The organism is Mycobacterium sp. ITM-2016-00316 (genome assembly GCF_002968335.2).
GTDB lineage: Bacteria > Actinomycetota > Actinomycetes > Mycobacteriales > Mycobacteriaceae > Mycobacterium.
This window is the reverse complement of the sequence record NZ_CP134398.1, coordinates 4,869,908-4,895,228: the sequence shown is the minus strand read 5'-3', so window position 1 is coordinate 4,895,228 and position 25,321 is coordinate 4,869,908. Positions and strand designations below refer to the sequence as shown.

Genomic DNA, 25,321 nt, shown 5'->3' with positions numbered 1-25,321 from the left:
CGCTTGTGGCTCACTGTTTCCCTTGTACCCGGACATATCGACGTTTGAACACATCTGAGGTGACGGGCCAGCATTCGCCGCTAGGATTGCGTACCAACCAGTCACCGGGCTCGCCGGCGGCCAACCCTTCCAAGGTTTGTAGCGCGAAGGCGTCCCGGATTCGGGCAGCGGTGACGGTCGCAGTTTTACGATAGTGATCACCATCCAGTTGCTCATAGGTGTTGGCAAAGACATCGTCGGCAACCGACCAGCGGTCGTCGCCGTCGATCACCCACCAGTCGCCGGCCTGCGCATGCAGCACCTCGCCGTGGGTCGTGCGCCATTCGGATTCTTCAAGGACTCGCACGGCACGCACCTGGAGCCTTGACCGAAAGCTGTGCGCGCCGTCGAGCAGACGCTGGATCTCGGTAGGCGACAGGGCGTGAGCCATGGAATCACCGTAGTACCGTTTGCCCGCCTCGCAACAGGGCTCACGCGGCTGGAAGAGAGAATTGACGGCAATGTGCGAACGTCCACCGCATGTCGACAGGTAATGGGTAGTGACGCGGGTGCCAGGCGCCTTGCCATCGGATCGGCCCGACCTGAATGGCTATTGGAGATATGCAACTCAGGTCTGGACCGACCCTCAGGTGTGCCAGCTTCATGTGTTCCTCGAACATCACACCCGGATGGTTCATTGCGCTCAGGCAATGGGTGGCGCTGGAAGCCTGATGGAATCGAGCCTCCACGTGCGGAACTGGTCCGCCACGTAGCTGAGAATTAGTCCTGAGGAGTCGAATCACTTGCCCGACAACAGTTTCTCTGGAGAGCAGTCGGATGTCGGTCACCAGTGCTGCTCGTGTGTGATGCGCCGAGGTCTGACCGGCATACGGCGGCTCGACCGGCCTGCACTTGCCGACCGTGAGCGACAGGTGCTGTTGGCCTGGCTGCTGGGCACAACGAAAGAGTCCGCAGCCCGAGAGCTCTTCGTATCGCCGTACACGGTGAAGACTCATATTGACCGGATCCGACGCAAATACGACTCTTTGGGCAGACCGGCGAAGTCCAAGGTGGCGTTGCTCCTACGCGTGATCGAGGACGGGTTGATCGAGATCGACCAGATCCGCGACCACATCTAGGGCGTCGGAGCGGGCCGTCGTACAACTTCAGGAATGTCGCTGCAGGGATCGGAGGTTCCTCACCGTGCGCTCCCTGGATCACCCAGTCGCCGATCTGCGCGAGTACTTCACCGTCGGTCGTGGCGATGATCTCCTCATCCAGAATCTCGCGCGCCAGGACGACGTCAGCCTGCCCTGGTTGGGCGGGAGCATCATTCGAGAGTTGGAATCTGCGCCACTGGTGTTTGGGGATGGACCGGTAACCTAGGCTGCGCAATGTGTGCAGGACGTCGACAAGACTGTCCAGGGAACGATTTTCGTGAAGTCGCAATTCCGGCGGTTCCACGCCCGTCTCCTCGCATTGAGCGATCTCGGCGAGCAGTTTCTGGTCCTGCTCCAGCAGCGCATCCCAGCTCAGCAGGCGATGGTGCCGGCGCTTCTCATCGAGGCGTTTCGGAGCGTATCGCCAACCTTCGCGCTCGTAGAACGACCGCCAGTTCTCGTGTTCCTCCCGGACCATGACGTCGATACAACGGCGTCGTGACAATCCCAGATGCGCCAGCTTGTCGAATCGGTCTAGGCCGTCGAAGTCGGGAGGCAGTGGCCTAGTTGGAGGATGCTCGAGGGTGTTCCAGGTCTGTCCGACGCTCTCCACCAAGGCGAGCGTATGGGTGACTTGACGGCGATTCGACTGCTGCCAGAACGGATCCAACTTGACCCACGGCTTGTCGACCTGTTCGGCGACCTCGTCTGCGGCTCTATGAGCGTTCACGCGGTAGGCCTCATGGATCAGTTCCGCGGCCCGCTCCCAGGCGTCCTGCGGCGAATCCGGCTCAAAATCCAGGGTGATCGGGAACGGGAAGATATTGCTCACAATCGATGTTTTGGGCAGTGCGCCGCTGGACGGGGAGGCTCCGTAGATCCGGAGCTTGGGCAGCCGGTTGGCCAGTCGGGTGCCGTTTGTCTCCATTGACGGATCGGTCAGGATGACGTTGCACCGGCCCTGGTGGGAAGATACAAAAGCGCTGACGGCATCGACGGTCGGCTCGATGTCCTCGGCGGACACATCGAGTGCCGTTTCGCCCGGTGCGATCCGATCTTGGCGGATCCGGTGGTCGGTGAGAAATCCGGATGCACCGTTGGCCATGACGACTACACGCATCGGGAGTGCGCGGCGCGGATTCCGATACACCGCTTGTTCACGGCGGACCTGGGCGAATTCCGACATCAAGGCGTAGGTCAGTGGATACACCCCGCAGATGAGCACGGTCTCGCTTGGTGGTTCTGCGGGATGGATGTCAACGAGATGTCGGACGAGGATCGCCGCGGTGTTCTCGTATCGGCCGACAGCGTCGGCGACCCATCGTGACGACCTTGCAGTGTTCGTTCGCCCCGCTCCTCGTGTATCGAGGAAGCTGCGCCGCCAGGTCTCGGCCTGCCACGGGTCGTCGATCCGGACGGTCAGGGGGAGGCGGGGTTTATCGATGTTGATCCGATCCATCGCGAAATCGATTGCACGTAGCCGGGTTTCATTGCGTACCGGGTCGGCGGGCAGCAGATAGAGCCGATCCAGGTGTCGCCACATCGCCAGCTCTGCCAACGCATTATGGTCCAGCGATGCCACCTCACGAACGCGTGCACCCATACCGCGCGCCTCCGCGATGCAGTTGCGGTTTACTGCGCTTGTGACGATGACCAGAGTTTCCCGACGTCCTAACCGTTGGGCGATGGCGTGCACCATGGACATCGTGTCCTCGTCGACTCCGACCACGACGGTCAGCGACCGTGCCCGCCAGATGGCGAGGCGGTCGAACTGAGCCCGGAACAGCGTCCGGGCGGCCGCAACGGCAGTGGTCAGCGTTGTCGCGATGGCCAGCAGACGGGCCAGCTCAAGTGCAGCCGGAACGGCCAGTTCCGCACACGATCCAGTGCCTGCTTTGCCGTAGCACTCCTCGGCGGTGCCCACGAACAATCCCAGCGTCCACGCCAGCGGAGCGAACACCTTGGACTGGTTGCCATGGCAATCGAGGAACGACGCGAACCCGAGGGTCGCGGCGGATGCAGCCATCACCGCGACGATGAGGAGTGGGTTCGCCGAAAACCGTCGACGAACCGACACCCGTGACAACGGGATGAGCGTGAGCGGAATGAGCAACACCACTGCGAGGGTGACCCAGGATCCTGGTGCGCCGAACCATCGCAGCCATGTCGGCACCGCCAGAAGCAGGTTCGGGTCGAGCGCGACGGCGCACAGGTAGCCGACGGCGGCGAGATATATTGCCGCCACCAGATAGCGCAGCACCCGCGCTGCGATCTGTAGCGGGCGGTTCGCTACCGCAGTCGCCTCGCCGTCGATGTGGTCGGCCGGGGCCGTTGCAACTTCGGACACGGACGAGACGGCACCGGTCAACCGCGTTCGGCGCGTGAGCATCTCCGCCAACCGCTGTCGGTCGTTCGGGCGACAGCAGGGCGGCCGTCAGGAGCGGAGGCCGGACGCGCCGTCCGGCCTCCGCGTAGGGCTACAACTCGTCGACATCGACCAGACCATCCTGTATCGCCCGTACAGCCAGCGCGGTCTTCGTGCGGGCCGGCCGATCAACCTCTTCGTATTTGCGACGGATGCGCTGCAAGTGCGTCCTGACCGTGCTCGCGGTGATGTAGAGGGACTGGCCAGTCGCGATTTTACTCTCCTCTTTCAGCCAATGGACCAACACCTCGATCTCCCGCGGGCTCAACGAGGGCCGTCGGGTCTTGTTCCTCGGCGGCGGCTCCGATCGTTCGGCGCAGCCCGAGCACAGGGGACGTCGGATTGTGGGTTGACCGCACGACGGAAGGCGCTGCAGCGGCGCGGATTGGGTCGGCACTCGGTTCGATTCCATGCATTACGGATACCGAAGTTCGCGACAGGGTCATTGCGTGCGAGCAATCAATTGCCCAGAGGCAATACGGCGCGGCATGAACACGGTAAGAATGCTCCGATGAGGTCACGGCGTTGAGTCGCCCGCGATATGCACAGACAGGAGTTGCGGATGCCCTTGCGTGTTGCGCGCTGGTTCAGGGCGCAGTTCGTCGACGCGCACACCTGGCGTGACGTCGACCTCGTGCACTGGTGGCAAATGCCCAATGACGAGACCCGTACAACCTCGCCCTGGCTTCAACTGCCCGTCGACCTGATCACCCGGGCTACGTTCAGCGACTGGCACGACAAGGTCGCGGTGGCGCGGGTCAGGGGATATGACCGGCTGCGGCCCTATGTGGCGCGGCTGGCGTTCCTGCTGGCGATCACCGTCGCGCTGGTCGTGCTGGACGCACGCTGGTGGTGTCTGGTGCTGCTGATTCCAGGATGGGTGCAGGTCGTACTGGAGATCTACCTGTACCGCTTCATCCATCGCGATACCGAGCCGCGGTGGGAGATCGTCCGTGATATGCGTGACATGGCCGACGAGCATCACCAGACGAAGTTGTTGAACGTGACCGGGTTGTTAGGGGTGCTGGCCTGCCCACTGAACGTTGTCGCGGTCGCCATCTCGCCGCCCGGCGGCGATCTCGCGGCGGTGAAAATAATATCGCTGGCGGCGGCCACTCTCTATGTGAACTCCGGTCTGGCCAGTTCGTTTCTGGATCCGGCAAACTACACCGAGACGAGCACGATGCCACCCATCATGCATCGTGTCCGGCCGGCCGTTCCGCTGCTCTCGCTGGCCGTGGTGGTCGCCATTGTCGCCGTTGGTCATCACTACGGTCGCTGGGAGCCTGAGATGCTGCCGCTGGCCTACGCCGCGGCTACCCTGACGCTGCTGCTGGGGGTGACCATCCGCAACCACGACCGAGTGGTCGCGGCGGCTGCCGGCGTCGCACGGGAGGCGGTCATCGACGCGCGCCGTGAGCTCGGAGGTGTCGTGCACGATGATCTGAACGCGGCGAAATCCGCCGTGCGGGTTGTTCGGGCAATCCCACAGGTTCCCTACCGGGAGGCGATCGACCTGGCTGCCTTCGAGGCGTACCTGACGCACCTGAGCGCACGGGTGGGAATAGATGCCTCGCCGACGCTGAGCATCGAAGATCTCGTGGAGAAGATCGCTTCACCTTATGGTTTGGGACCGGGTGACATCACCTGCACGATCACCTGGCCAGCCGATATCCGGCGCGAGAATCAGGCCGTGGCAATACGGATGGCCACCGCTCTGGTGCACAACGCCGGTCAGGCGTTGCACAAGGGCGAACATCTGGACTCTCCCAAGATCGTCGAAGTAGCGGGATTCACCACCGGTGCGGGCCACGATCTGAAGTACCACCTGGCGGTGCGCGATCACCTGCCGTTGGTGGCTCCGCAACGCTGGTGCACTGACGGCAGTACCCTTGAGTCTCTGCGCGACTGGCTGGACGACACCTTTGATGGCGAGTTGAACCAAGAGGATATGGGCGACGGAACCAAACGGATCATTGCCTCCTGGCGGGACCGGCCGCCTGTCCGCAGCTACGGGTGGGACGAAACAGCGCGGGAGGCTCTGTGACGGTGTACATGATCGTCGAGAACGACCCTGGAAAGCAATCTGGTTACCGGGCATTCGAACGTCACTACCGCGCCAAGCGGGTCGACATCGAGTTCCGCATCATGAACTCGGCTCCTGATGCCATCGCGACGTTGTCCAACGCAGGTGAACGATGTGAATTCGACGGTGTGATAGCTGATTTCGGCCTCGGCGGTGACCGGCCTGACGTTTGGCACGCCCGTGTCGAGGTACCGGGACCGGCGGGCTCGAAGTACACGGTGAGCACAGGTCTGGGTGTGCTCGACTGGGCGCATGCCGCGGATCCGACCCTTCGTCTGTGGGCGCTGACCAACGACTCGGCGGCACACGCGCCGCTGTTCATGAGCGCGGCGACCCTGTGGTTGAACGCCAAGCCGTTGAGCATCACCCGGTTTGATGAACCGGGCGGGCCGCTGGCTGATCGGTTGGTCGAGGAACTGCTCAAGCCCGAGCTGCATGCCAAGCTCAACCCTGCGTGGAAACGTGTCCTGGACGCCAGTGCTGCTTTGGACGCCATGCTCAACGTGGAATACAGCGATGAAGAGGCCTTCGACTGGTTGCACGCGTTGACCAGCCTCGAGGGCGTTCATCGCGGTTTCATCAAGGCGCTCAACGCACGTATTCAGGCGATCACCCAGAATCCGCAGCGCAGAGCATTCGCCAACACGCTTTCTCCCGCAATGGCGGCCTGGCAGATATATCTCGAAGAGGTGCATCAAGGGTTCCCCGATGTACGGCAGAAGAATCGATGGCCACAATTCGACGTCGATCACCTACCGCGGGCTTTGAAGGCCTGGGATTCCTTCAACCCGTTCACTGATTTTCTTGCGGTGCACAGGGAATGCCGAGAGTTTTTCGGTTCCGAGGACGTCCGGTTTGCGTTGACGAGGTGGCGCGATGGTGGCCAACACCGATGAGTGGCAATGAGGCGGGGCACGAGTCCGAAGATATAGATGGGCTCAGGGTTGCGACGATCGGTCCTGCCGATGCGGAGCTGAACGTTCTCGTATTCATGGGCATGCGCGCCTGCGTCGATCCAGTCGAGATGCGCCGGTACGACTTACTGGCACGCGAATGGAAGGCACGGGTCACCGTTGTCGATACGCCCGGTTGCGGATACGCCGGCGGTAAACTCAGCAGACCCGAGCGGGCCGGCTTGCGTCATGGCGATTTCACCCGAGTGGCACGCAGAATGGTATACGCTGCCACACAGTTCGATGATCGGTTGCGTCAGCGGCCGGTGACCCTGGTGGGCTACTCGTTGGGCGCAGGCATCGCTGCCGCGGCGGCGGCTGATCCCGGTCTGCTTCGGGTTGGGCACCTGGTCGCCATTGAGCCGGCTTCGGCCAGGCGCCGAAATCCACTGCGACTCATGGCGGCGGCCCGGGCAGAGGAGCGGTGGGTCGCCGGCCATCCAGCAGAGGGCGCCGATCAGTTCGTGCCGGACTCTGTGCCGCATCGGGCTGGTGATCTGGCCCTGTTGGGTTATGCCTTGAGTCGGGGATGTTTCGCCCGTGACATGTTGCGGTCCAATGGTGTTCAGGCGTTCCCGCTGCAGGTGGTTCACGCTGACGACAGCTTGGTCTGTCCGCCCGACGACATCAGCCGGGTGGTGTCCCGATGCCGCCGCTCCGGTATGAATGTGTACGACGTAGCGGTGTCGGGCCGGCATGGGATGTGGCAATCGTTGTCCGACGTGCAAAACCTGGCCCGAGAGACGCGAAAGCAGTGGACTTACTGACCCTCTGTCCGTCGCGGAGTCGGCAGGTCCAGTCCTCTATCGCGTGGATTCATTGCAGTAGTGGAAGATTGGTGATTGTCGGTCGAGCAACCGACTGTCGGCCGCAGCAGTATGAGTAACCCTTGAATGGTGGCATTCACTGCTGCATGTCCTCTGACAGTTAGGTAACGATGCTGGAACTCGATGACGCCTTTCTTGCCGATGTCGGCCTGGCCGAGCTGCCCGCTACGGAGAAGAAAAGCCTGTTGAAGCACCTCGACGAGGAGCTTGAGCTACGCGTGGGCGCGGCCCTGTCCGACAGTCTGCGTGATGAGCAACTGAGGGAGTTCGAGTCGATCATCAACCGTGACTATGAGACGATCGTGGACTGGCTTGAGGCGAACGCGCCCGAATATCGCAGCGACAAGATCTATCAACGGATGGCAGCGTCCTTCGTCAGGGTACCCGAGGCGGATCTCGTGTGCGAGTACGTCTCCACCAAATGGCTGGATGTCAACTGCCCGGATTACAAAGCGGTGGTCGCGCGGATCTTCGCGGAGCTAATGGTCGAACTGCACTCGGATGCGCCGAAGCTGCTGGGAAAGTTGAGGTCCTAGCTATGCGGGTCTCCCAGGTGCGCACATCAATACCGCGTATCGGTGTATGGCATGCCGGCGTAGCCTTCGAACGCACGCCCGTGTGGACGGGTGCATCTAATCAGCGGTAACCAGGGCCGACGCTTGAGGTGTTGACAGCCTACGGGGCCGATATCCGCAGGGGCTCGTGGGCATCAACCCGCTGGTGAGCTTGACGGAACTCGCTCTCCGGTTTGTGCGCAGGCGTGGCCGCGACAGTGGCAGTAGCTTGATTTGAATCGCCCTGGACGATGGCGTGCGTGCCGTTGGGTGGCGCGTTCTGCAGTCGCGCGACGAGTTTCTTACGCTGCTCACCCGCGGCGCGCCACAGTGCAGCGACATCCTGGGACACAGTGAGGCTGACCTGATCTGCACCACGCCCCTGGTTGATCACAGCACCGGCGGGTTGTCCTGTGAAGGAACACGTCTGGGTGTAGGGCAAGTTCTGGTCCCGTGACTGGGTGCCGCACCGGTAGGGGCGCCACAGGGCAGACGCGCGTTGTGCTGATCCGAGCGCGTCACCAACCCCTACGTCGGCGATGATGCCGTCGTCGTCACTCAGGTCGGTGTCTCCGACGACGCCCTACACTTCCAGGTCGGGTGCCTCGCGCACGGCCCGAGTGGTGACAGCCTCGATGATCTTGCGCCCCACCTCTGGGGTCGCCAGCAGTACACCGAGGCCGGACGCCTTCCCGACATGTTCGACATGTTCGTCGTCGGTGGCCGCCGGGATCCACTCGAAGCCGACCGACCAGATCAGCCTGGATGCGGAGACGTTGAGGAGTTGTTTGTTGGTCCGGAACACCAGCGCCTGGTTCGACCTGGTTTCGATCACGACGACCCAGCGCAGATGGCCCATAGCGACGATCCCTCTCGGCGGTGCCGCCATCGACTCCGGAGTCCGCGGCGCCCTTCCGCGGAACGTATCAGAACAGTCGATGGATCGCTGTCGGACCAATGACCGACGCCCGCTCAGAACAACGGTTCGGTGACGCAGATGTGCAGGGGACGCACCACCAATTCGATGCCCCATGGTGCGAAACGAAAGTAGGAGAGGTCGATCCTCTCGACGTCGGCAATGCGGTGGATCGCGAGCATGCTCCTACTCCACGGGAGCGAGGCTTCCGATGCGCGCTGGGATTCCAACTCGCCGATGAACGCCACCCATGGTGCGGCGAGCGAGGTGGCGGTCCAACCGCCGGCCACGGGATAGAACGTGGAGTCCACCTGATAGCCGATGAAGACATCGTCGAGATTGTCGAGGGGAAACTGGGCGGTCTTGACTGTCAACAGATACCAGCTGGTGGTATTCGCGGTCCGATCGCCGTGGACCATCCGGCTCAACGTCATGACCACGCCCACCTCGGATCGGGCGACCGCCTCGCTGTCGTAGAGGGTCGGTATCTCGACGGAAACCTCAGAGTGAGCGGGCGAACCCCATAGGTAGTGGATGAGCCGTCCGGCCGGGTGCACCGTTTGAGAATATGCGCGATGGCGGGTCCGCACCGTCAGGCAACCGACCGACAGTTCGCCGCAATTTGTCGGCGGCCCGCGCCAACATCCGCGAGTCTTGTGCTCGCGCTGCGCAAGACTCGTCCCGACGTTGAATCTGGGCCGTCGCCCGGCTGATTTTGTCGTACGAACGTCCTAATTCTCTCGCTGGGCATGGGCATTGCTCGGATAGCGGTAGCAGGCTCGAGCGGCCTCATTGTGAACGCAACGCCATCGCAGAGGTCGCCAATACGCCGTCGTGCAGTCCGGCTATACGGATTCGGGAGTGGCTGCAGGCGCGGGGCTGATGTTTGACCCCCGCGCCGGCTGGCCCTTCCCCTGAGTCTCTATCGGTCGCATGGCCGAGATCGGCTGGGGAACAACCCGATAGCATCTACTCGAGGCATATCGGCCGAGCCCGACGCCGCGGTTGCGTAGAAGCAATGGGGCGGAGGGGTGTCGTGATTTCCTAGTGTCATGAACAAGTCACACACCCTCGGCGTTATCCCCCGACATATCGCGGCAGCAGCGCTCGCCCTCGTGGCGATGCTGGCGATGTTCACCCAGCAGACGATCGCCCCTCCCCAAGCGAGTGCGGCCGGGTGGGTGACCATCTTTCCGAACTACAGTGACGGCAACTGTGGTGCGAAGGGCGGTTCTGTCCAACACGTCAAGGTTGCAGCCTTCCCAGGCCGGGTGACGGTCAACGCTAACAACCAGCGCTGGGCGCGACTCGACGTCGGGGCCCGCGGCAACGTCAAGATCGTCGCGCAGGTGTACTGCGTGTACGGGTTCTTGAGGACTCCGGGTGGTTGGAACACCGTGGAGCGCACCATCAAGAACCCGGTGCCTTGGAAGAGCTACTACTTCTGACGCTCGGCCAGTGCGCGACTTGCAATGAATGTCCCCTGTCGGCTCCGGGTTCAACCGGAGCCGACAGGCTGGGGCGACAGGCGGCGGCGGGCTGCTCCCGCTTCGAATATGTTGGTACACAGAGTGGCTAGATTGGTCCACGACTAGGTGCTCAACCGTTGCCGCAGGAATGGTTGGCCAGCCGTCAACTTTTATTGCGGCCGAGAATGAACTCAAAGCTATCGGTGAATCGCACCACCTCGGCGGCAGCGAGACTGTCGCCAATCTCTCGCAACCCCCGATCGAGTTCATCGTCCGGAAACGTCGAAAGTAGCGACATGAATCGTTTCTCAACCATCGTCATCCAATGCTGCTTCGGCATCTCCACATCGAACCCCCATGTGTTCCGCGAAACCTCCAAGCCTGTCGCGGTGCGTTGACAATGTCCCTACGGTCGGGCTGAAGTGAGGTGAAGCGTTCCAGCGCTGCATCGAACAGGGGGTACTCGATCCGCGTTGGCAGCATGACGATGAGCAGCGCGCCCCCCGGCGCGACGAGCGCGCTCAATTGTGTGAGTGTGCTGGGAATGTCGACGAAGTGGTGCACTGCCTCCTTGACCAGAACAAGGTCGAATTCGGCGGCACTTGCTGCGGACAGCGCCAGCACGCTGTTCTCGGCCGCCGCACACACGGGTCGGATACTCGGATGCGGCTGCGCCTGGGCAAGCATTTCTGCCGACGGATCAACCAGATGCACCGTTGTTTCGCCGTCAAGTTGGCGCAATAGTTCTACCGAGAAGATTCCGGTACCGCCACCAATATCCGCGATGCGATTCCCGGGCCGGGTTTCCGTCACATCGACAACTCGCTTGACCATCCACTCGCGAAAAGTAGGAGTTCGGTCCCACAGATCGTGATAGTCAGCTGCCAGGCGGGCGTAGTGGTTGGCAGTACTACTTGCTTTCCCATCATTGGGTGTAGGCATGGATGAAGCGCAGCGATGATAGCAATGTTGCGTTTGCTGAACATGCGTCTCGGCTCGTGTGAACTGCAATAAAATAAGGAGAGTGGCATGCGGGACTATTTCCTTAGTTACGCATCGGAAGATCGAATCAGGGCCGACCAGCTTGTCGAGGCGCTCGAGGGATTGTCTGCTCAGTGCTTCATCGACCATCGGGATATCGCACCCGGTGATGAGAGATATCGAGACCGGCTGATCGAAGGAATCGGCGACTGCGAATGCATCGTCGTGTTGCTCTCGTCCTATTCTCAGGCGTCTGACGAAGTCTTCCGGGAGATGCAGGCAGCGCACGATCGAGGTCGCCGTCGCATAGCGGTCTGGCTGGACGGACGGACGAAATACACGAACGGCTCGTTGGAGATGCTGCTTGCTTCCAGCCAGGATCTGGTCTGGGGGCCTGAGTCAGCTGCCCAGATAGCCCAGCGGATTCATGCAATGGGTACGGTTTCGTCACTTCGCGATGCTCTGGCCGACTATCAGTCCGTCGTGAGTCGCCTAGAGGTCGATCTGTCCGCCGTATTTGCTGCGGTGGATCGCCAGGATCTCACCGGTGCGGTGGCCAGTGTGTGTCAGATCGCTATCGCCATACTGCGGCAGCTCTGGTCTGGCTATCAGCTGCCCGCGCCCCCACCCGATGAAATGCAGGATCTGATCCTCGGTTGTCGAGACCACTTCGAGTACCAGTCACTGGTAGCTGCTTTCGCCACCATCCAAGATCTGGCGCGTCATGCGTCAGTGCGTCCCGCGTCGATGGATTCGACGACCAAGATCATCGACCAGTTGATGTCGATCTTGAGCGTCTTGCGTGTCCGTGGCCATGAAAAAGTCCTCTCTGGTGGCCAAGTAGAGGTCCCCGCTGGTGGCCAGATAGAAGTCCCCACCCCGTGTTCGTCGTGTCGATCAGGAACTGTGGGCCCCGATGGTGACGGTGAAGGTGCCAACCAGACACCACCACCGGGGAGTTCCATTGAAGTCTGCGAAGGACCGCATGGACATCATTTCCGCCTACCAACAAGTCGGGTCGTACCGAGGTGCTGCCGACCTCTGCCACACCACCCCCAAGACCGTCAAACGGATCGTGAAGAAGTTCGAAGCCGGCGATAACATACCGCCACGGGCCCAACGGGCCCACAACTACGATGCGGTGACCGACTTGGTCACCGAACGTATCGCGAAGTCCCAGGGCCGGATGTCGGCCAAGCGGATGCTGCCCATTGCCAGGGCTGCCGGTTATCAGGGATCCGCCCGCAACTTCCGCCGCCTGGTCGCCGAGGCGAAGACGTTGTGGCGCAACGAGCATCATCGAGGGCGACGCCCGGCGGTGTGGTCACCGGGCGAGTATCTGGTCATCGACTGGGCCCAGGCCGCGCCGGGATTGTTCCTGTTCTGCGCGGTGCTGGCGTTCTCACGGTGGCGGTTCGTCGCGTTCGCCACCGACCAGAAAGCCTCCACCACGCTGGCACTGATCGCAGAAACGTTCAACGCGATCGGCGGCGTGCCGGCCCGGGTGTTGGCCGACCGGATGGCGTGCCTCAAGGGCGGGGTGGTCGCCAACGTGGTGATCCCGACCGCCGAATACGTGCGGCTGGCAGGACATTACGGGTTCGCACCCGACTTCTGCCACGCATCGGATCCCGAATCGAAGGGCATCGTGGAGAACTTGTGCGGCTACGCCCAACGCGACCTGGCCGTCCCGTTGTTAACCGAGGCCGCCATCGCGGGCCGCGGTCTGGATCTGCGGGCCGCCAACACGGCGGCGAGAGCATGGTGTGCCGAAGTCAACGCCACGATGCACTCGGAGATCTGTACCGTTCCCAACGAACGACTGATCGTCGAACGTGAACTGCTGCAACCACTACCGTCGCTGCGGTTGCAGATCGGGGCACCCTCGGTACTGCGCAAGGTCGACCGACTGTCATGTATCCGATACGGCTCGGCCCGCTACTCCGTACCGACCCGGCTGATCGGGACCAACGTCGCCGTCGTGGTCGATCACGGCGCGGTCTGCCTGGTCGAACCCGCCACCGGGACGGTCGTGGCCGAACACGAACTCGCCGCCCCAGGCAGTGCGTCGATCCTCGACGCACACTACGACGGGCCACGACCAGCACCAAACCGGGGTCCACGACCCCGAACCACGACCGAGCAGCAGTTCTGCGCTCTGGGCGCGGATGCCGAGGCATTCCTCATCGGAGCCGCGGCGATCGGCAACACTCGACTGGGCTCTGAACTGGAGGTCCTGCTCGGGTTGGGTGCCGCGCACGGCACCGACGCACTGACCGCGGCGTTGCGCCGGGCGGTGGCCTTTCGGCGGTTCCGCGCTGCCGACGTGCGCTCCATCCTGGCCGCCGGCGCGGGAACCCCGCAACCCCGCCCGCCCGGGGACGCGCTGATCCTGGACCTCCCGGTCGCCCCGATGCGTTCGCTGGACGCCTACACGGTGATCCCGGCCGACGGAGGTGTCACGTCATGACCAGCACATCAGCGAAGGCCGTAAAACCCGTTGCGCCACCGTCAGTTCCGCCGCTGGCCGCTGATCTCGACGCCGGGTTACGGCGACTCAAACTGGCCGCGATCCGACGCACCGCACCCGAAGTGTTGATCACCGCGAAGACCCAACGCTGGACCCCCGAGGAAGTGCTGCGAACCCTGATCGAAACCGAACTCGCGGCCCGGGATGCCTCCAACGTCGTCAACCGCCTCAAGGCCGCCGGCTTCCCAGTGACCAAGACACTCGAGTCGTTCGACGTGGCTGACTCTTCGATCCAGCCGAAGGTGTTCGACTACCTATGCAGCCTGGAATGGATACGCACACAACAGAACCTGGCCATCATCGGACCCGCCGGAACAGGTAAGTCCCACACCCTGATCGGACTGGGCATCGCTGCCATCCATGCCGGGCACAAGGTCCGCTACTTCACCGCCGCCGACCTCGTGGAAACCCTCTACCGCGGCCTGGCCGACAACACCGTCGGCAAGATCATCGAATCCCTGCTCCGGGTCGATCTGATCATCCTCGACGAACTGGGCTTCGCCCCGCTCCATGACACCGCCACCCAACTATTGTTCCGGCTCGTGGCCGGCGCCTACGAACGCCGCTCGCTGGCCATCGGATCGCACTGGCCATTCCAAGAATGGGGCCGGTTCCTGCCCGAGCACACCACCGCAGTCAGCATCCTGGACCGGCTGCTGCACCACGCCACCGTCGTCATCACCGACGGCGACTCCTACCGCATGAAAGACGCCCAACACCGGAAGGAGACCACCCAACCAACCTAGGAATCACCACACGGGGTGGGGACTTTTATCCGGCCACCAGCGGGGACTTCCACTTGGCCATTGACACTTGAGAACGCGACGTTGGGGAATGGAGGAGCTGACCGCTAGCCTGCGAGACGATGCCTCGTTTCTGTCGGGGCTCATGCTGGAAGCCGGTTGGCTGCAGGGTTCGGAACTAGTGCCGCGACGAGACGTCGTCTACATGGTCTTCGAGCGATCCCGTGGAGGTTTGAACAAGTATCTGGAGATCGTGCTGGCTGAGACCGAGGGCGCTATCGATCAGATCTCGCGTGAATCACGCGGCCGAATCTTCCCGTCGGAGGAAGTTCCAGTCTCTTCCCGTTTCCTCGTCCTTGCCAGGTCGGAAGGCATCGGTGATGGAGATGGCGCAGCGACTTACCTTACTCCGGAACAGTTCGTGCTTCGCTTCACCGGAATTCGTTCGCTTGGAGACACACCACCGTCAGCGCCGACGCACAGCACGCTGGCACCGCAGATCGTCGCAGCATTGAGTGTTGGTCGTGGCAATGTTCTCGTGTACGGACCACCCTCGGTAGGCAAGTCGTCCGCGTTGCGCGAGCTGGCGGTAACCGGATGGCCAGGTGCACCACGCATTCGGTTTCTCGTTGACTATGCGGCGTCGGACATCGAGGGCGCCGAGCACGCTCTCGATACGCAACTTCGCGAGTACTTTCCGATCGAAGTCCAACCTCGCACCCGTGAGCTCGTGAGTTACCTGGTCCGTTCAGGGCGGGCTGCGCTTCTATTGGACTCCATAGAGTGTGCGACCGAGTTCGACGAACCGACCCACGTGGCCCGTACTTTTGCCAGGTTGTGTTCGTTCTTGAGCTACTCGTCCACTGTAGTGATGGCCGGCCGTGATGCAGCACTACGTGATTCCTCTGTCGTACGGGAGTTCTTCTTGGACGAGCCTGCGGTCAGCGACGTGCTGGTGCAGACGCTTCGCTCGACCGGCGTCGACGTCGCGGGATTGCCGCGCATGGCGATGGTGCGTGCAAGAAGGCGGCGCGGAGGAGCGGCCGTTGCCACTACAGGCGACAGGCTGATCGACGCGGTGTCAACGGCAATGTGGGTCGAAGACGAAGTTTCGGCGGCCCGGCAGCTCTCGGATTGCATAGCGGTCGAGCGGATTCTCGACCGTGGTGCAGGGTTTCCGCCCGCATTGGCGCGCCAGCAGCTTGCCAGCCTGGCACGAGGCGGCTGCGTCGCACCGGCGAGCGCTCAGGAACTCGACCTACAAGCGTTCAATCTCGTGGGTGTACATCAGCACCGTCCGCCCCGTGAATTACGAAGTGCCATAGACTATGTGGTGGCGGCGTCATGTGGAGTCGATCCATCCCGCTGGGTCGGCGTATCGGTAGGCGAGACGACCAGACGTCTGATCCGATTGCTCTCGGTTGCCGCGGCCGGCAGCGTTTCGATGGCGAAACTGGCGCTGGTGGGGCCACCGAACTGCGTTGTGGCCGTTAGCAAGGAAACTACAGTTCGGCTCTCTGACAGAGTCGTCACCGCGGGAGAGTTCCGCGAGTTCATTCGTGCGATTCCGGATCTTCCTTCGCTCTCTGAGCTGAGTCCCGGTCTGCCGAGCGAGGCGCAGCTTCACCCCATGCACGAACGATTGCCTGATCTCTACTACCGGCAAAAGCGTTTCGCAGATCATCCCGCAGTAGGTGTCAGTTGGTGGGCGGCGGATTCCTTCGCCCGATGGTTGGGAACACGATTGCCGACATCCGTTGAGTGGGAGATTGCCGGCCGTGGCTGGGACGGTCGAATATTCCCTTGGGGAGACGATCCCGTCAGGAATCGCGTCAACTGTGCCGACCAGAGCGCTGGCAAGCCGATCCTGGACTACACGGCGTGGCGAGAGGCGATGCGCGCTAACGTGATCACGCCGCGGTCGGGTCGACCGTCCGGTGATTTGTCAGCCAATCGCGCTGGATCCGGAGCTCTCGATATGGTGGGTAACGTTTGGGAGTGGTTGGCGACGGACCTGGGAGAGCACCGCGTGGTCGCCGGCGGATCCTACGACAATCCGCTGCGGGCGTGCGTTCTGTCATCGCGTTCTGTCGCCACTCCCGCAACTCGGAGCAATGCAGTCGGATTCCGGGTGGTGGCCGGTTGAATAGGCAACACAAGGGCGCAGTGATCGGGCGCGACAGCGCCGGAGGCGGCCAGCTCAAGCAGGCTAGCCTTTATCAAATTCAACTGGAGGATGGACGGTTGCTGCGGTGCGATTACGTCGAGATCGTATCCGATGGGTTCCGTACACTCGCGGTCGGCGAACAGGTTTGGTGCTCGGTATCCCCGGATGATCCCGGCTGGGCCACCTACGTTGTGCCGATCAGGGACTACTCGGCTCGGCAACTGCTCGGGCTACCCGAGTCATCTACTCAGAACCCAGATCCGATGTCGGAACTCTGGTTCTGACGTGTGCACCGCTCACGGTCAGCGTTGTCGCCACAGCGGCTAGTACATCCGTCACCTCCCAGACGTGACACCTGTTCAAGTGGGGCCAAAGCCGCTGTATGCCGAGCAGTTCGGTGCATGGGTTCTGGCGCTGTTGTATCGGCCGCTACCGCTCATCCCAACGGCTCTTCTCTGCCGCCGTCAGCGGCCAAAGGGCCTCACTCGTCAGTTCGCCGCAGTGGTCGCCGGCCAACTGGCGAGCCGCGATCGCGACGGGGATCGCTTCTTGTCGGGTGTAGAAGACCCCGCCCTTGCCGACGAACCCCTCGATACAGCCAGCTCGGCTGATAATGCCTCTGTCAGCCATCTGTTTGTACACATAGCGGTGACGGCGACCGGTGACGATCTCGCCCGACGGGTACTTGACCGCCGAGAACATGAGGACGTCAGTTTCATTCATGCGGTGGTCCTTTCGATGGGATGGGCTGGCTCATGCTTCGGTGCGCAACGCCAACCAGTCCTTCAGCTCGATCCCGAACAGGCGAGCCTGGCACAGCTCGGCGTCACCCTCCTCGGCGACTTCGGGATCGACCCACTCCAGATACGTTCGACCGGTGCTGGGATCAACCATGGTGATGCAGTAGTCGTCATGGTCGGGCTCGAAGTGGTCGCAGATCCGGTACAGGCTGGTGCCTTTCGCTCCGGTATCGACATGGTGTGCACCCAACAAAGCCAGCACATCACCGGCCGGCGCTGCGGCGATAGCCAACAATCGCTGGTCGGGGTCGGCCAAGGCGAGCGCATGCTCGGCTGTCATCGCGCGATCGACGATGCGGCGGTACAGCGCGGTATCCAGCGCGACACCCTCGAGAAAGTAGTCACTCGTACCGTCAGGCCAGACGACCGCTGGTCCATCGATTCGATGCAGGCGCTGATCAGGAATCACCATTGTGGGCTGGGGCAGCAGTATCAGCCCTCCGTTGTCGACGAACGAGTACCAGCCGAGGCCGTTTTCGAAGGCGATGAGAATTTGATCCCACACCCACAACAGCTCGGCACTCATGTCGGCGGCGCGGGCGCAGATCGCCCCGGCCACGTCGGTATGCGCGCCAAACAAGTCGTCGGACGGCAGTGGTTGGTCCCGCACCACGGAGGCCAGAGCTACGAAAAGAGTGTTGTCGCCCAGTCGGTCCAACTGTTCGGAAATGGCTGCTTTCGCTGACGCGCCAAGCTGGTCTCGCTCCGCGCCGAATCGCCGCCTCACCCGATCGACGTAGTGGTCGTTCAGCACATTGCCACACGGCCGACGCATGGCGCGGGCCTCTTCGGGCGACTCGGCGACATAGGTCCAGTTCGGCTGGGCTACATCTAGACCCGCGAAGTACCGGTGCATCGCCGCTGTCACGGCGTCTTCATCCCAACGCGGGTGCGCGGCCGTGACCGAGTTCATGCGCTCCACAGCCCACTGCGCCGACGCTGCGGGTCCGGCCATTAGTCGCCGGCGAAGTCGTGACGGTCCTCGATCGGGTGGTAGCGCCGTTTTCGCAGTACGCGGTAGGTGCCCGGGGACACCGGAAGGCTCTGATGCTGGTCGTACTGCGCTTGGTGGATCAGTCGTGCGGTGTCGCGAAGATCGACCAGCAGCTCGCCGCCATCGACGATCACGTCGAAATGGCTATCTGACTGCAGCACATGGTGATGTCCAGACTCGGAATGTCCGACAATGTAGTTTCGGACGGCGAACCGATCGCCGAACAGAACACCGGACGTCGGGATTAGCAGAACCTCGCCTTGACGCACCATTTCGCTCACCACCGTGATTCTGATCGAATGCCCGGCTAGTGTCTGTCGGTCGCGTGGCTGACTGTTCCTACGGCGATGCTATGAATTTCAAGCGGCTTCACGCACTGATCACACGCCAGCACCGCGGTGAACGCACCGCCGCACGTGGTGTGGGTGACCTGCACCGCCGGGCCCTCGTCGGTGACATACCAGTGCTGTGCCCAGTCCAGTGCGGTCACGATGATGGGCAGCACCGCGCGGCCCTTCTCGGTGAGTCGGTAGCCGGCGTCCAGCACACCGCCCTCGACCAGGATCTGCAGGCGGTCGGTGAGCGACCCGGGCGGCGCCCCGAGTTGGCCGGCGAAATCGGTGAACCGGGTGGTCCCGACGAAGGCGGCCACCATGATGGCGAACGCCCACCGGTTGCCCAGGATGCTCATGGTCTGCGGGAACAGATCCGCCTGGGTGGCCCGGTCACTGTGGGAACGGCGCCGGGTGGATCCCACCGGCATCGAGGACGGCCAGGACCCGGTCGGGCCCCATTGCGCGACAAGGTCTTTCTCGTCGGTCTCCACACCGCAGGCCCGGCAGGTCAGCAGCGGGGTGAAGTCCCGGCCGCAGTCGCCGTGCCGCATGGCGGGCAGTGCGTGTTCGGGCACCCATCGGCGCTCCCACGCCCAGATCGCCACCAGCACCGGCCACAGGGCCTGGCCGCGCGCGGTGAGCAGATACTCGTATCGGGTGGGTCCGGACTGGTATTGGCGGCGCGTCATCAGGTCGTGCTGCACCATGGCGACCAGACGCCGGGTCAGCACTGAATGGGAGATGGGCAGCCGCTCCACGAATTCCCCGTACCGCGAGGCACCCAGCAGGGCCTGCTGGACGATCAGCAGGGTCCATTCGTCGCCGAGCAGCCCGAGCATCCGGGCCACCGCGTTGGGCTGGGTCACTCGCGCCAGCGCCTCAGCTCCGAGCCGGGCGCCCAGGTGGAGTGCGTGCCACTGGAGATCCGTTCGGGCAGCGCCAATTTACATACCGGACCGTCGGAGACCCGGGCCGCGTCGAACACCAGGCAGTAGGATGCGTCGGCGTTCATATCGGTGGTCAGGGTGATCAGATAGCCGTCGTCCTCCCCGGTACTGCCGGCCCGCGGAGCCGCCCCGGCGGCGATATGGGACCGGGGTGCCATGGCGGTCTCGCTGCCGTAGACACCGTCAGCGAAGGCGAACCGTTGTTCGGCACCGGTGTGCAGATCATGGCGGACCAGGCCGTCGAACAGGAACCAGCCGGGCTTACCGGTGGCGGCGTAGGTGTAGCGGTAGGGGCGTCCGGCGAAGCCGGAGTTGATCATCCCGAATTCGGTGATGCTGTCCGACAACTGCTCTTCACGGGTCTGTCCGGTGACCAGGTTGAACCGCCACCGGTGCAGCCTGGTCTGCATCCCGTCCAGTGACAGTCCGCGGAAGATGCGCTGCCACTTGGGGTTCATCCCGTTATCGAAGCCTTCGGTGGGTTCGGGTTCGCCCTGGAAGAACCCGTCCAGCACGATCTCGTCGCCGTCCTCGTAGGCATTGGTGAAATGCAGGACGTAGGTGGTGTCGGCCTCGAACCATTTGACGTCAGCGGCCCCGCCGCGCCGCGGCAGCACCGCGAACCGGGACGGCATATCGCGGTGCAGCCGGGGGATGTGCGCGTTGTGCTTGAGGAATTCGGCATCCCAGAACAGCGGAAAGTCGTTGAGAATCACGTAATTCTCGGTGAACGCCATATCGTGCGGCAGCCGGGGCCCGGGCAGCTCGACATCGACGTAGTGGACCAGCGCGTTGTTCTCGTCGACCACTCCGTAATGCAGGTACGGCGCGTCCTTGCCGTAGTTGAAGAACAACAGTTCGCCGGTGGCGTCGTCGACCTTCGGGTGCGCCGATACCCCCAATCCTCTTGGGGCCCAGTCCTGTTTACCCAGGGTATCGCCGGTGTAGGGGTCGATCCGGTACAGGTCGCCACACTGGTAGAAGCTGCTGAGGGCGACACCGCGGTGCACGGCGACATCGGTGCTGGAGGCGTCCTTCATCAGGGTGCGTGCACCCCAGCCGTAGTCGCGTTGGGCCAGCTCCACCGGCTCGGCGATCCCGGGCCACAGCGGGCCGGCGGCCTCGTTCTCGGCCAGGAAGCCGTCGGTGCGGACGAACCTGTTGCGGTAGCGGGCTTTTCCGTCCCGAAAGTTGACGATGTGCAGCATGCCGTCACCGTCGAACGGATGGTAGGCCTTGAACGCGGGGTGCAACGGGTTCTCGGTGTTGCGCAGATACACCCCGTCCAGGTCGGTAGGGATCTCACCCTCGACGACCGTCAGGTCGTCGGCGTCCCATTCGCTGGTCTGCGGGCGCCAGGCGCCGGTGCGGTAGGGGTGATCGTCGTCCGGGGGAAGGGTGGATGCGAATTTCGCGACGAGATCGGTGTTCACAGAACCTCCTGAGTCGTGCCGACGACAAGGCTGACGGTGGTGGCGGTACTGCCGCCGAAGTTCAGGGTGCCGAACGTCTTTGCGCCCTCCACCTGGTAGGCACCGGCGGTGCCGCTGACCTGTTTGGCGGCGTCGAGCAGCATCCGGATACCGCTGGCACCGACGGGATGCCCGCCGCCGATCAGCCCGCCGCTGGGGTTGATGGGCAGCCGGCCGCCGATCTCGATCTCACCGTTCTCGATGGCCTTCCAGGACTCGCCGGGCCCGGTCAGCCCAATGTGGTCGATCGCGAGATACTCACTGGGAGTGAAACAGTCGTGCACCTCGACGCCGTCGAGATCGTCGAGGGTCACGTGGGCGCGGGCGAACGCGTCGAGGGCGGCGCCGCGCACATGCGGCAACACATAAGGATCGTCGGCGGCGCGGTCGAGTTTCTGCCGCAGGCCCAGCCCGACGGTGCGATGGCCCCAGCCGTCGATGCGCCCGATCGGCCGGACACCGGGATGATCGCGCAGGAAGTTGTCGCTCACCAGCACCACGCCGGCGCCGCCGTCGGTCATCTGGCTGCAGTCCAGGCGTCGGATCCGGCCCTCCACCACAGGATTCGACGACACATCGACCTGCCAGTCCCGGGTCTGGGCATTCGGGTTGGCGCGGGCGTTGGTGTAGTTGAGCAGCGAAATGGCATCGAGGTGGGTGTCGTCGAGGCCGTAGCGCCGGTCGTACTCGTCGGCGATCCGGCTGAACATGTACGGCCACATGAAGGTGGCGTCCCCGCCCTCATGCCCCGTCCAGGCGGCCGCGCCGAGATAGGCGGCGGCAACATCGCCGGGCACCGTCTTCTCCAGTTCCACCCCGATGACCAGGGCGCTGTCATAGGCCCCGGAGCGCAGATCGGCGACGGCGGCCAGTGCGGCGACACTGCCGGACGCGCAGGCCGCCTCGTGCCGGGAGGACGGGACGTCCCAGAGGTCGGGTTCGACGGTGGCCGGCATCGCGCCGAGGTGGCCTTGCGCGGCGAACATCTCACCGAAGGCGTTGGCGACGTGCACGACGCCGATGTCGGTGGCCGGTGTGCGTGCCGCGGCCAGGGTCTCGCGGACGACCTCGGCCGTCAGGTCGGCGAGATCGCGGCCCTCGCGCTGCAGGTTGCGGGCGTAATCGCTCTGGTAGCCGCCCAGGATCCACACATTGGCGCCCATGCCGCCGACGCTACTACAACTAAGAGAGTAAGTCGGGTGAACTGGCATCTCACGTTCCGGTCGCCGGCGGCGTCTACACAATGTGACTGTGGGACGACCGTTCGAGGACATCGTGGCCGAGTACGGCGCGATGGTGTTGCGGGTGTGTCGGGCCGTCGTCGGCCCGACCGACGCCGAGGACGCGTGGTCGGAGACCTTCCTGTCCGCCCTGCGGGCCTACCCGGAACTCGATCCGAGCGCCAACGTCGAGGCCTGGCTGGTGACCATCGCGCACCGCAGGGCCATCGACATCGGGCGCGCGGTGTCCCGGGCGCCCGCCCCGGTCGATGCCGTTCCCGATACCGGGCACACCGATCACCACGACCCGGACCTGTGGTCGGCGCTGGCGGCCTTGCCGGACAAACAACGCCGCACGCTGGCCTACCGCTACCTGGCAGGCCTGCCCTACGCCGAGATCGCGGATCTGCTCGGCGGGTCGACCGAGGCCGCCCGCCGCGCCGCCGCCGACGGCCTCAAGACGCTGCGCACGACCTACCTCAAGGAGGACGCATGACCGAGATCTTCGACGGCATCGACGCCGACGCCCCGACCCTGGCCCGGCTGCACCGCCGCCTGGAGCATGCGGCTCAGGACGCCGACCTGCTCGACGTGGCCTACCGCACCCTGGACACCGCCATCGGTCGGCTGCTGCTGGCGAGCACCCCGCTCGGTCTGGTGCGGGTGGCGTTTCTCTCCGGTGACGAAGACGTCCTTGCGACGCTGGCCCAGCGGATCAGCCCGCGGATCCTGCACGCCCCCGCCCGCCTCGACGTTGCCGCCACCGAGATCGAGGAGTACCTCGCAGGCCGGCGTACCGAGTTCGATCTTCCGCTCGATCTGCGGCTGGCCGAAGGGTTTCGCCGCCAGGTGATCGTGCATCTGCGCGAGATCGGGTACGGGCGCCGGGAGAGCTACGCGACCGTCGCGGCGGCGGTCGGCAGTCCCAAGGCGGTGCGGGCGGTGGGCAGTGCCTGCGCCCGCAATCCACTGCCGCTGGTCATCCCGTGCCACCGGGTGGTGCGCACCGACGGGTCGTTCGGGCAGTACGCCGGCGGAATGGCGGCCAAGGCGACGCTGTTGGAGCTGGAGGCGGCCTGACCCAGAGCGGGTACGCTGAGGTACCAATTCTTCGAGAGGGTGAGGTGCAGGTGAGGCTGGCCAGAGCAAGTGCAGTGCGCCTCGGTCTGCTCGCCCTCGGCCTGTTCGTCGTCGCCACCAACGCCTTCGTCATCGCCGGCGTGCTGCCCCAGATCGCGCACACATTGGGCGTCGGCCCCGGCACCATCGGCTACTCCATCTCGGTCTATGCCATCGTCGTCGCCGTCGCGTCGCCGCTGGTGTCGGTCACCTGCGGCCGGGTCCGTCCGGAACGCGTGATGGCCGCCGGGCTGGCCCTGATCGCCGCCGGCACCTTCCTGGCCGCGGCCGCGGACACCTTCACCGTGTTCACCGTGGGACGGGTCATCGCGGCCCTCGGTGGCGCGGCGCTGGTGCCCTCGGCGATCGGCGCCGCACCGGTGATGGTGGCGCTGTCCCAGCGCGGCCGGGCCATCGCGCTGGTCGGTATGGGTTTCACCCTGGCGATGGCGATCGGCTCGCCGATCGGCACCGCGCTGGCCGATATCGGCGGTTGGCGGCTCCCGCTGTCGGTGCTTGCCGGCCTAGCCGCCCTGCTCGTCCCGGCCCTGCTGCTGGTGGTGCGCGATGTCCCGCGCAGCCCGGCGGTGGACCTGCGGTCGCGCGCCGTCGTCCTGCGCGACCCGCGCATCGTGTTCGCGATCGTCGCGTCGTTGCTGATGACGCTGGCGTTCAACATGGTCTACATCTTCAGCGCGGTGATCACCCACGAGGCCACCGGCGGCGACCACAAACGGCTGGCGATCCTGTTGCTCGCCTACGGGGTGGCCGGCGTCATCGGCAACATCGTGGGTGGACGCCTGGCCGACCGCATCGGCAGCCGTCGCACCCTGCAGATCGTGCTGGCGGCGCAGGCCGTCGCCTTCGTCGCGCTCATCGCGGCGCACGGATCGATGGTGGCGACCGCCCTGGTGTTCACGCTGTCCGGGATCGCCGGGTTCGCCGCCTCGGTGGCCGTCCAGTACCGGCTCGCGCTCATCGACTCGCGCTACGCCACCACCGCACTGGCGTGGTATTCGACGGCGATGTACGTCGGCATCTCGATCGCCCCGCTGATCGGCGCCGCAGCACTGCCGTACGGACCGCCCGTGTTGCTGGCCGCGGCAGCGGTGTCCATCCTGGTCGCGGTAGTTGCGTCGGAGATCAGTCACGCGAGGCGACGTGGCTACGATGGGGTAGCCCGGGGCCAGGATCTGGTCGGTGCGTCCTCGACGCGCAGCTAATTCCGGGTGCGCGAAGACGGAGGAACGATGAGTAGCCAGCCAGCTGCGGCCAGCGGCGATATCCAGCAGAGCCGTGTCGGCGATATCAGTGTGGTGTCGGTGGTCGGGACAGTGGACATGATCACCGCGCCCAAGCTGGAAGCTGCGATCAGGTCTGCGGCCGAGGCGGGACCGGCGGCGGTGGTGGTGGATTTCACCGCGGTCGAGTTCCTGGCGTCGGCCGGCATGGGGGTGCTGGTCTCCACGCACGGCGACCTCGCGCCCGCCGTGAAACTCGTTGTTGTCGCGGACGGTCCGGCCACCAGCAGGCCGCTCAAATTGGTGGGCATCGCCGATGTCGTCGAACTCCACGCGACACTCGATGAGGCCCTCGCCGCTCTGCAGAGTTAGAAAAAGCGGCAAACGGGTAGCCACCGGTCGA

Annotated in this window: 29 protein-coding genes; 17 read left to right on the top strand and 12 right to left on the bottom strand. The window is 64.0% G+C overall.

The genetic code is table 11. The features are described 5' to 3' along the window. Positions 1–10: 10 nt before the first annotated feature. Complete coding sequence (locus tag C6A86_RS23585) at positions 11–430, bottom strand: hypothetical protein (protein ID WP_142406896.1); 420 nt, start codon at positions 428–430, stop codon at positions 11–13. Positions 431–845: 415 nt separating this feature from the next. Here C6A86_RS23585 and C6A86_RS23580 point away from each other — a divergent pair, with 415 nt between their 5' ends. The 3 genes from C6A86_RS23580 (at position 846) to C6A86_RS23570 (ending at position 1,641) form a co-directional block, all read left to right on the top strand. Continuing rightward, positions 846–1,118, top strand: coding sequence for a response regulator transcription factor (locus C6A86_RS23580; protein ID WP_105362077.1), 273 nt, complete (start codon positions 846–848; stop codon positions 1,116–1,118). A 64-nt stretch (positions 1,119–1,182) separates the two neighbouring features. Continuing rightward, positions 1,183–1,365 carry a hypothetical protein gene (locus C6A86_RS23575; protein ID WP_105362078.1) on the top strand — a complete coding sequence of 61 codons (183 nt, stop codon included), beginning with the start codon at positions 1,183–1,185 and terminating at the stop codon, positions 1,363–1,365. A 12-nt stretch (positions 1,366–1,377) separates the two neighbouring features. Next, positions 1,378–1,641, top strand: a complete 264-nt coding sequence (locus tag C6A86_RS23570) for a hypothetical protein (protein WP_105362079.1) — start codon at positions 1,378–1,380, stop codon at positions 1,639–1,641. 1,975 nt (positions 1,642–3,616) lie between these two features. On the opposite strand, the gene C6A86_RS23565 is transcribed toward C6A86_RS23570, so the two are convergent. Next, entirely contained in the window at positions 3,617–3,976 is a 360-nt protein-coding gene (locus tag C6A86_RS23565; protein ID WP_105362081.1) for a response regulator transcription factor, read from the bottom strand. Positions 3,977–4,126: 150 nt separating this feature from the next. On the opposite strand from C6A86_RS23565, the gene C6A86_RS23560 reads away from it, so the two are divergent. From C6A86_RS23560 to C6A86_RS23545, 4 genes are all read left to right on the top strand, one after another. Beyond that, positions 4,127–5,611 carry a hypothetical protein gene (locus C6A86_RS23560; protein WP_142406897.1) on the top strand — a complete coding sequence of 495 codons (1,485 nt, stop codon included), beginning with the start codon at positions 4,127–4,129 and terminating at the stop codon, positions 5,609–5,611. 8 nt (positions 5,612–5,619) lie between these two features. Then, the gene (locus tag C6A86_RS23555; RefSeq protein ID WP_142406898.1) at positions 5,620–6,546 is read left to right on the top strand and encodes a hypothetical protein; all 927 of its coding nucleotides are present in this window, start codon (positions 5,620–5,622) and stop codon (positions 6,544–6,546) included. After that, positions 6,543–7,370, top strand: a complete 828-nt coding sequence (locus tag C6A86_RS23550) for an alpha/beta fold hydrolase (protein ID WP_158263234.1) — start codon at positions 6,543–6,545, stop codon at positions 7,368–7,370. The genes C6A86_RS23555 and C6A86_RS23550 overlap by 4 nt, the downstream gene beginning before the upstream one ends. A gap of 170 nt (positions 7,371–7,540) precedes the next feature. Next, positions 7,541–7,966, top strand: coding sequence for a DUF5663 domain-containing protein (locus tag C6A86_RS23545; RefSeq protein ID WP_105362085.1), 426 nt, complete (start codon positions 7,541–7,543; stop codon positions 7,964–7,966). A gap of 601 nt (positions 7,967–8,567) precedes the next feature. Here C6A86_RS23545 and C6A86_RS23540 read toward each other — a convergent pair. Then, positions 8,568–8,843, bottom strand: coding sequence for a hypothetical protein (locus C6A86_RS23540; protein WP_105362086.1), 276 nt, complete (start codon positions 8,841–8,843; stop codon positions 8,568–8,570). Positions 8,844–8,956: 113 nt separating this feature from the next. Then, positions 8,957–9,457 carry a hypothetical protein gene (locus C6A86_RS23535; protein WP_105362087.1) on the bottom strand — a complete coding sequence of 167 codons (501 nt, stop codon included), beginning with the start codon at positions 9,455–9,457 and terminating at the stop codon, positions 8,957–8,959. Between the two features lie 495 nt (positions 9,458–9,952). Between C6A86_RS23535 and C6A86_RS23530 the strand changes: the two genes are divergently transcribed. After that, entirely contained in the window at positions 9,953–10,348 is a 396-nt protein-coding gene (locus C6A86_RS23530) for a hypothetical protein (protein ID WP_311100893.1), read from the top strand. A gap of 184 nt (positions 10,349–10,532) precedes the next feature. On the opposite strand, the gene C6A86_RS23525 is transcribed toward C6A86_RS23530, so the two are convergent. Both C6A86_RS23525 and C6A86_RS23520 read right to left on the bottom strand, forming a co-directional pair. Continuing rightward, entirely contained in the window at positions 10,533–10,691 is a 159-nt protein-coding gene (locus tag C6A86_RS23525; protein WP_158263219.1) for a hypothetical protein, read from the bottom strand. Then, positions 10,688–11,311: a trans-aconitate 2-methyltransferase gene (locus C6A86_RS23520; protein ID WP_158263218.1), complete on the bottom strand. Its 624-nt coding sequence runs from the start codon at positions 11,309–11,311 to the stop codon at positions 10,688–10,690. The genes C6A86_RS23525 and C6A86_RS23520 overlap by 4 nt, the downstream gene beginning before the upstream one ends. Positions 11,312–11,398: 87 nt before the next feature. On the opposite strand from C6A86_RS23520, the gene C6A86_RS23515 reads away from it, so the two are divergent. The 5 genes from C6A86_RS23515 to C6A86_RS23495 all read left to right on the top strand — a co-directional run bounded on the left by C6A86_RS23515 (position 11,399) and on the right by C6A86_RS23495 (position 17,074). Next, positions 11,399–12,451: a toll/interleukin-1 receptor domain-containing protein gene (locus tag C6A86_RS23515; protein ID WP_311100892.1), complete on the top strand. Its 1,053-nt coding sequence runs from the start codon at positions 11,399–11,401 to the stop codon at positions 12,449–12,451. Further along, positions 12,336–13,820, top strand: coding sequence for an IS21 family transposase (gene istA, locus C6A86_RS23510; protein WP_311100891.1), 1,485 nt, complete (start codon positions 12,336–12,338; stop codon positions 13,818–13,820). Before C6A86_RS23515 ends, istA begins: the two co-directional genes overlap by 116 nt. Next, the gene (istB, locus tag C6A86_RS23505) at positions 13,817–14,626 is read left to right on the top strand and encodes an IS21-like element helper ATPase IstB (protein ID WP_105361437.1); all 810 of its coding nucleotides are present in this window, start codon (positions 13,817–13,819) and stop codon (positions 14,624–14,626) included. The genes istA and istB overlap by 4 nt, the downstream gene beginning before the upstream one ends. Before the next feature lie 88 nt (positions 14,627–14,714). Next, complete coding sequence (locus C6A86_RS23500) at positions 14,715–16,769, top strand: SUMF1/EgtB/PvdO family nonheme iron enzyme (protein ID WP_105363242.1); 2,055 nt, start codon at positions 14,715–14,717, stop codon at positions 16,767–16,769. Positions 16,770–16,789: 20 nt separating this feature from the next. Beyond that, a complete protein-coding gene (locus C6A86_RS23495) occupies positions 16,790–17,074 on the top strand; it encodes a hypothetical protein (RefSeq protein WP_105363241.1) in 285 nt (94 codons plus the stop codon). Positions 17,075–17,219: 145 nt separating this feature from the next. Here the strand turns inward: C6A86_RS23495 and C6A86_RS23490 are convergent, their stop codons facing one another. The 6 genes from C6A86_RS23490 to C6A86_RS23465 all read right to left on the bottom strand — a co-directional run bounded on the left by C6A86_RS23490 (position 17,220) and on the right by C6A86_RS23465 (position 22,501). Then, complete coding sequence (locus C6A86_RS23490; RefSeq protein WP_105363240.1) at positions 17,220–17,513, bottom strand: hypothetical protein; 294 nt, start codon at positions 17,511–17,513, stop codon at positions 17,220–17,222. A 30-nt stretch (positions 17,514–17,543) separates the two neighbouring features. Then, a complete protein-coding gene (locus C6A86_RS23485) occupies positions 17,544–18,503 on the bottom strand; it encodes a hypothetical protein (protein ID WP_142406974.1) in 960 nt (319 codons plus the stop codon). A gap of 41 nt (positions 18,504–18,544) precedes the next feature. Further along, positions 18,545–18,745, bottom strand: a complete 201-nt coding sequence (locus tag C6A86_RS23480) for a hypothetical protein (RefSeq protein ID WP_233212996.1) — start codon at positions 18,743–18,745, stop codon at positions 18,545–18,547. 146 nt (positions 18,746–18,891) lie between these two features. Beyond that, entirely contained in the window at positions 18,892–19,758 is an 867-nt protein-coding gene (locus C6A86_RS23475; RefSeq protein WP_105363246.1) for a helix-turn-helix domain-containing protein, read from the bottom strand. Between the two features lie 23 nt (positions 19,759–19,781). Then, positions 19,782–21,299, bottom strand: a complete 1,518-nt coding sequence (locus C6A86_RS23470; RefSeq protein ID WP_105363237.1) for a carotenoid oxygenase family protein — start codon at positions 21,297–21,299, stop codon at positions 19,782–19,784. After that, positions 21,296–22,501 (bottom strand): acetyl-CoA acetyltransferase, encoded by a 1,206-nt coding sequence (locus C6A86_RS23465; protein WP_105363236.1) that lies wholly within the window; start codon positions 22,499–22,501, stop codon positions 21,296–21,298. Before C6A86_RS23465 ends, C6A86_RS23470 begins: the two co-directional genes overlap by 4 nt. A 130-nt stretch (positions 22,502–22,631) precedes the next feature. On the opposite strand from C6A86_RS23465, the gene C6A86_RS23460 reads away from it, so the two are divergent. The 4 genes from C6A86_RS23460 to C6A86_RS23445 are packed head-to-tail and all read left to right on the top strand — an operon-like array spanning position 22,632 to position 25,290. After that, a complete protein-coding gene (locus C6A86_RS23460; protein ID WP_233212998.1) occupies positions 22,632–23,054 on the top strand; it encodes a sigma-70 family RNA polymerase sigma factor in 423 nt (140 codons plus the stop codon). Next, on the top strand, positions 23,051–23,638 hold the full coding sequence (locus C6A86_RS23455; protein ID WP_105363234.1) for a methylated-DNA--[protein]-cysteine S-methyltransferase: 588 nt from the start codon (positions 23,051–23,053) through the stop codon (positions 23,636–23,638). The genes C6A86_RS23460 and C6A86_RS23455 overlap by 4 nt, the downstream gene beginning before the upstream one ends. Before the next feature lie 50 nt (positions 23,639–23,688). Further along, positions 23,689–24,900: an MFS transporter gene (locus C6A86_RS23450; RefSeq protein ID WP_233212995.1), complete on the top strand. Its 1,212-nt coding sequence runs from the start codon at positions 23,689–23,691 to the stop codon at positions 24,898–24,900. A 27-nt stretch (positions 24,901–24,927) separates the two neighbouring features. Then, a complete protein-coding gene (locus tag C6A86_RS23445) occupies positions 24,928–25,290 on the top strand; it encodes an STAS domain-containing protein (protein ID WP_105363245.1) in 363 nt (120 codons plus the stop codon). The last annotated feature ends 31 nt before the right edge of the window (positions 25,291–25,321 follow it).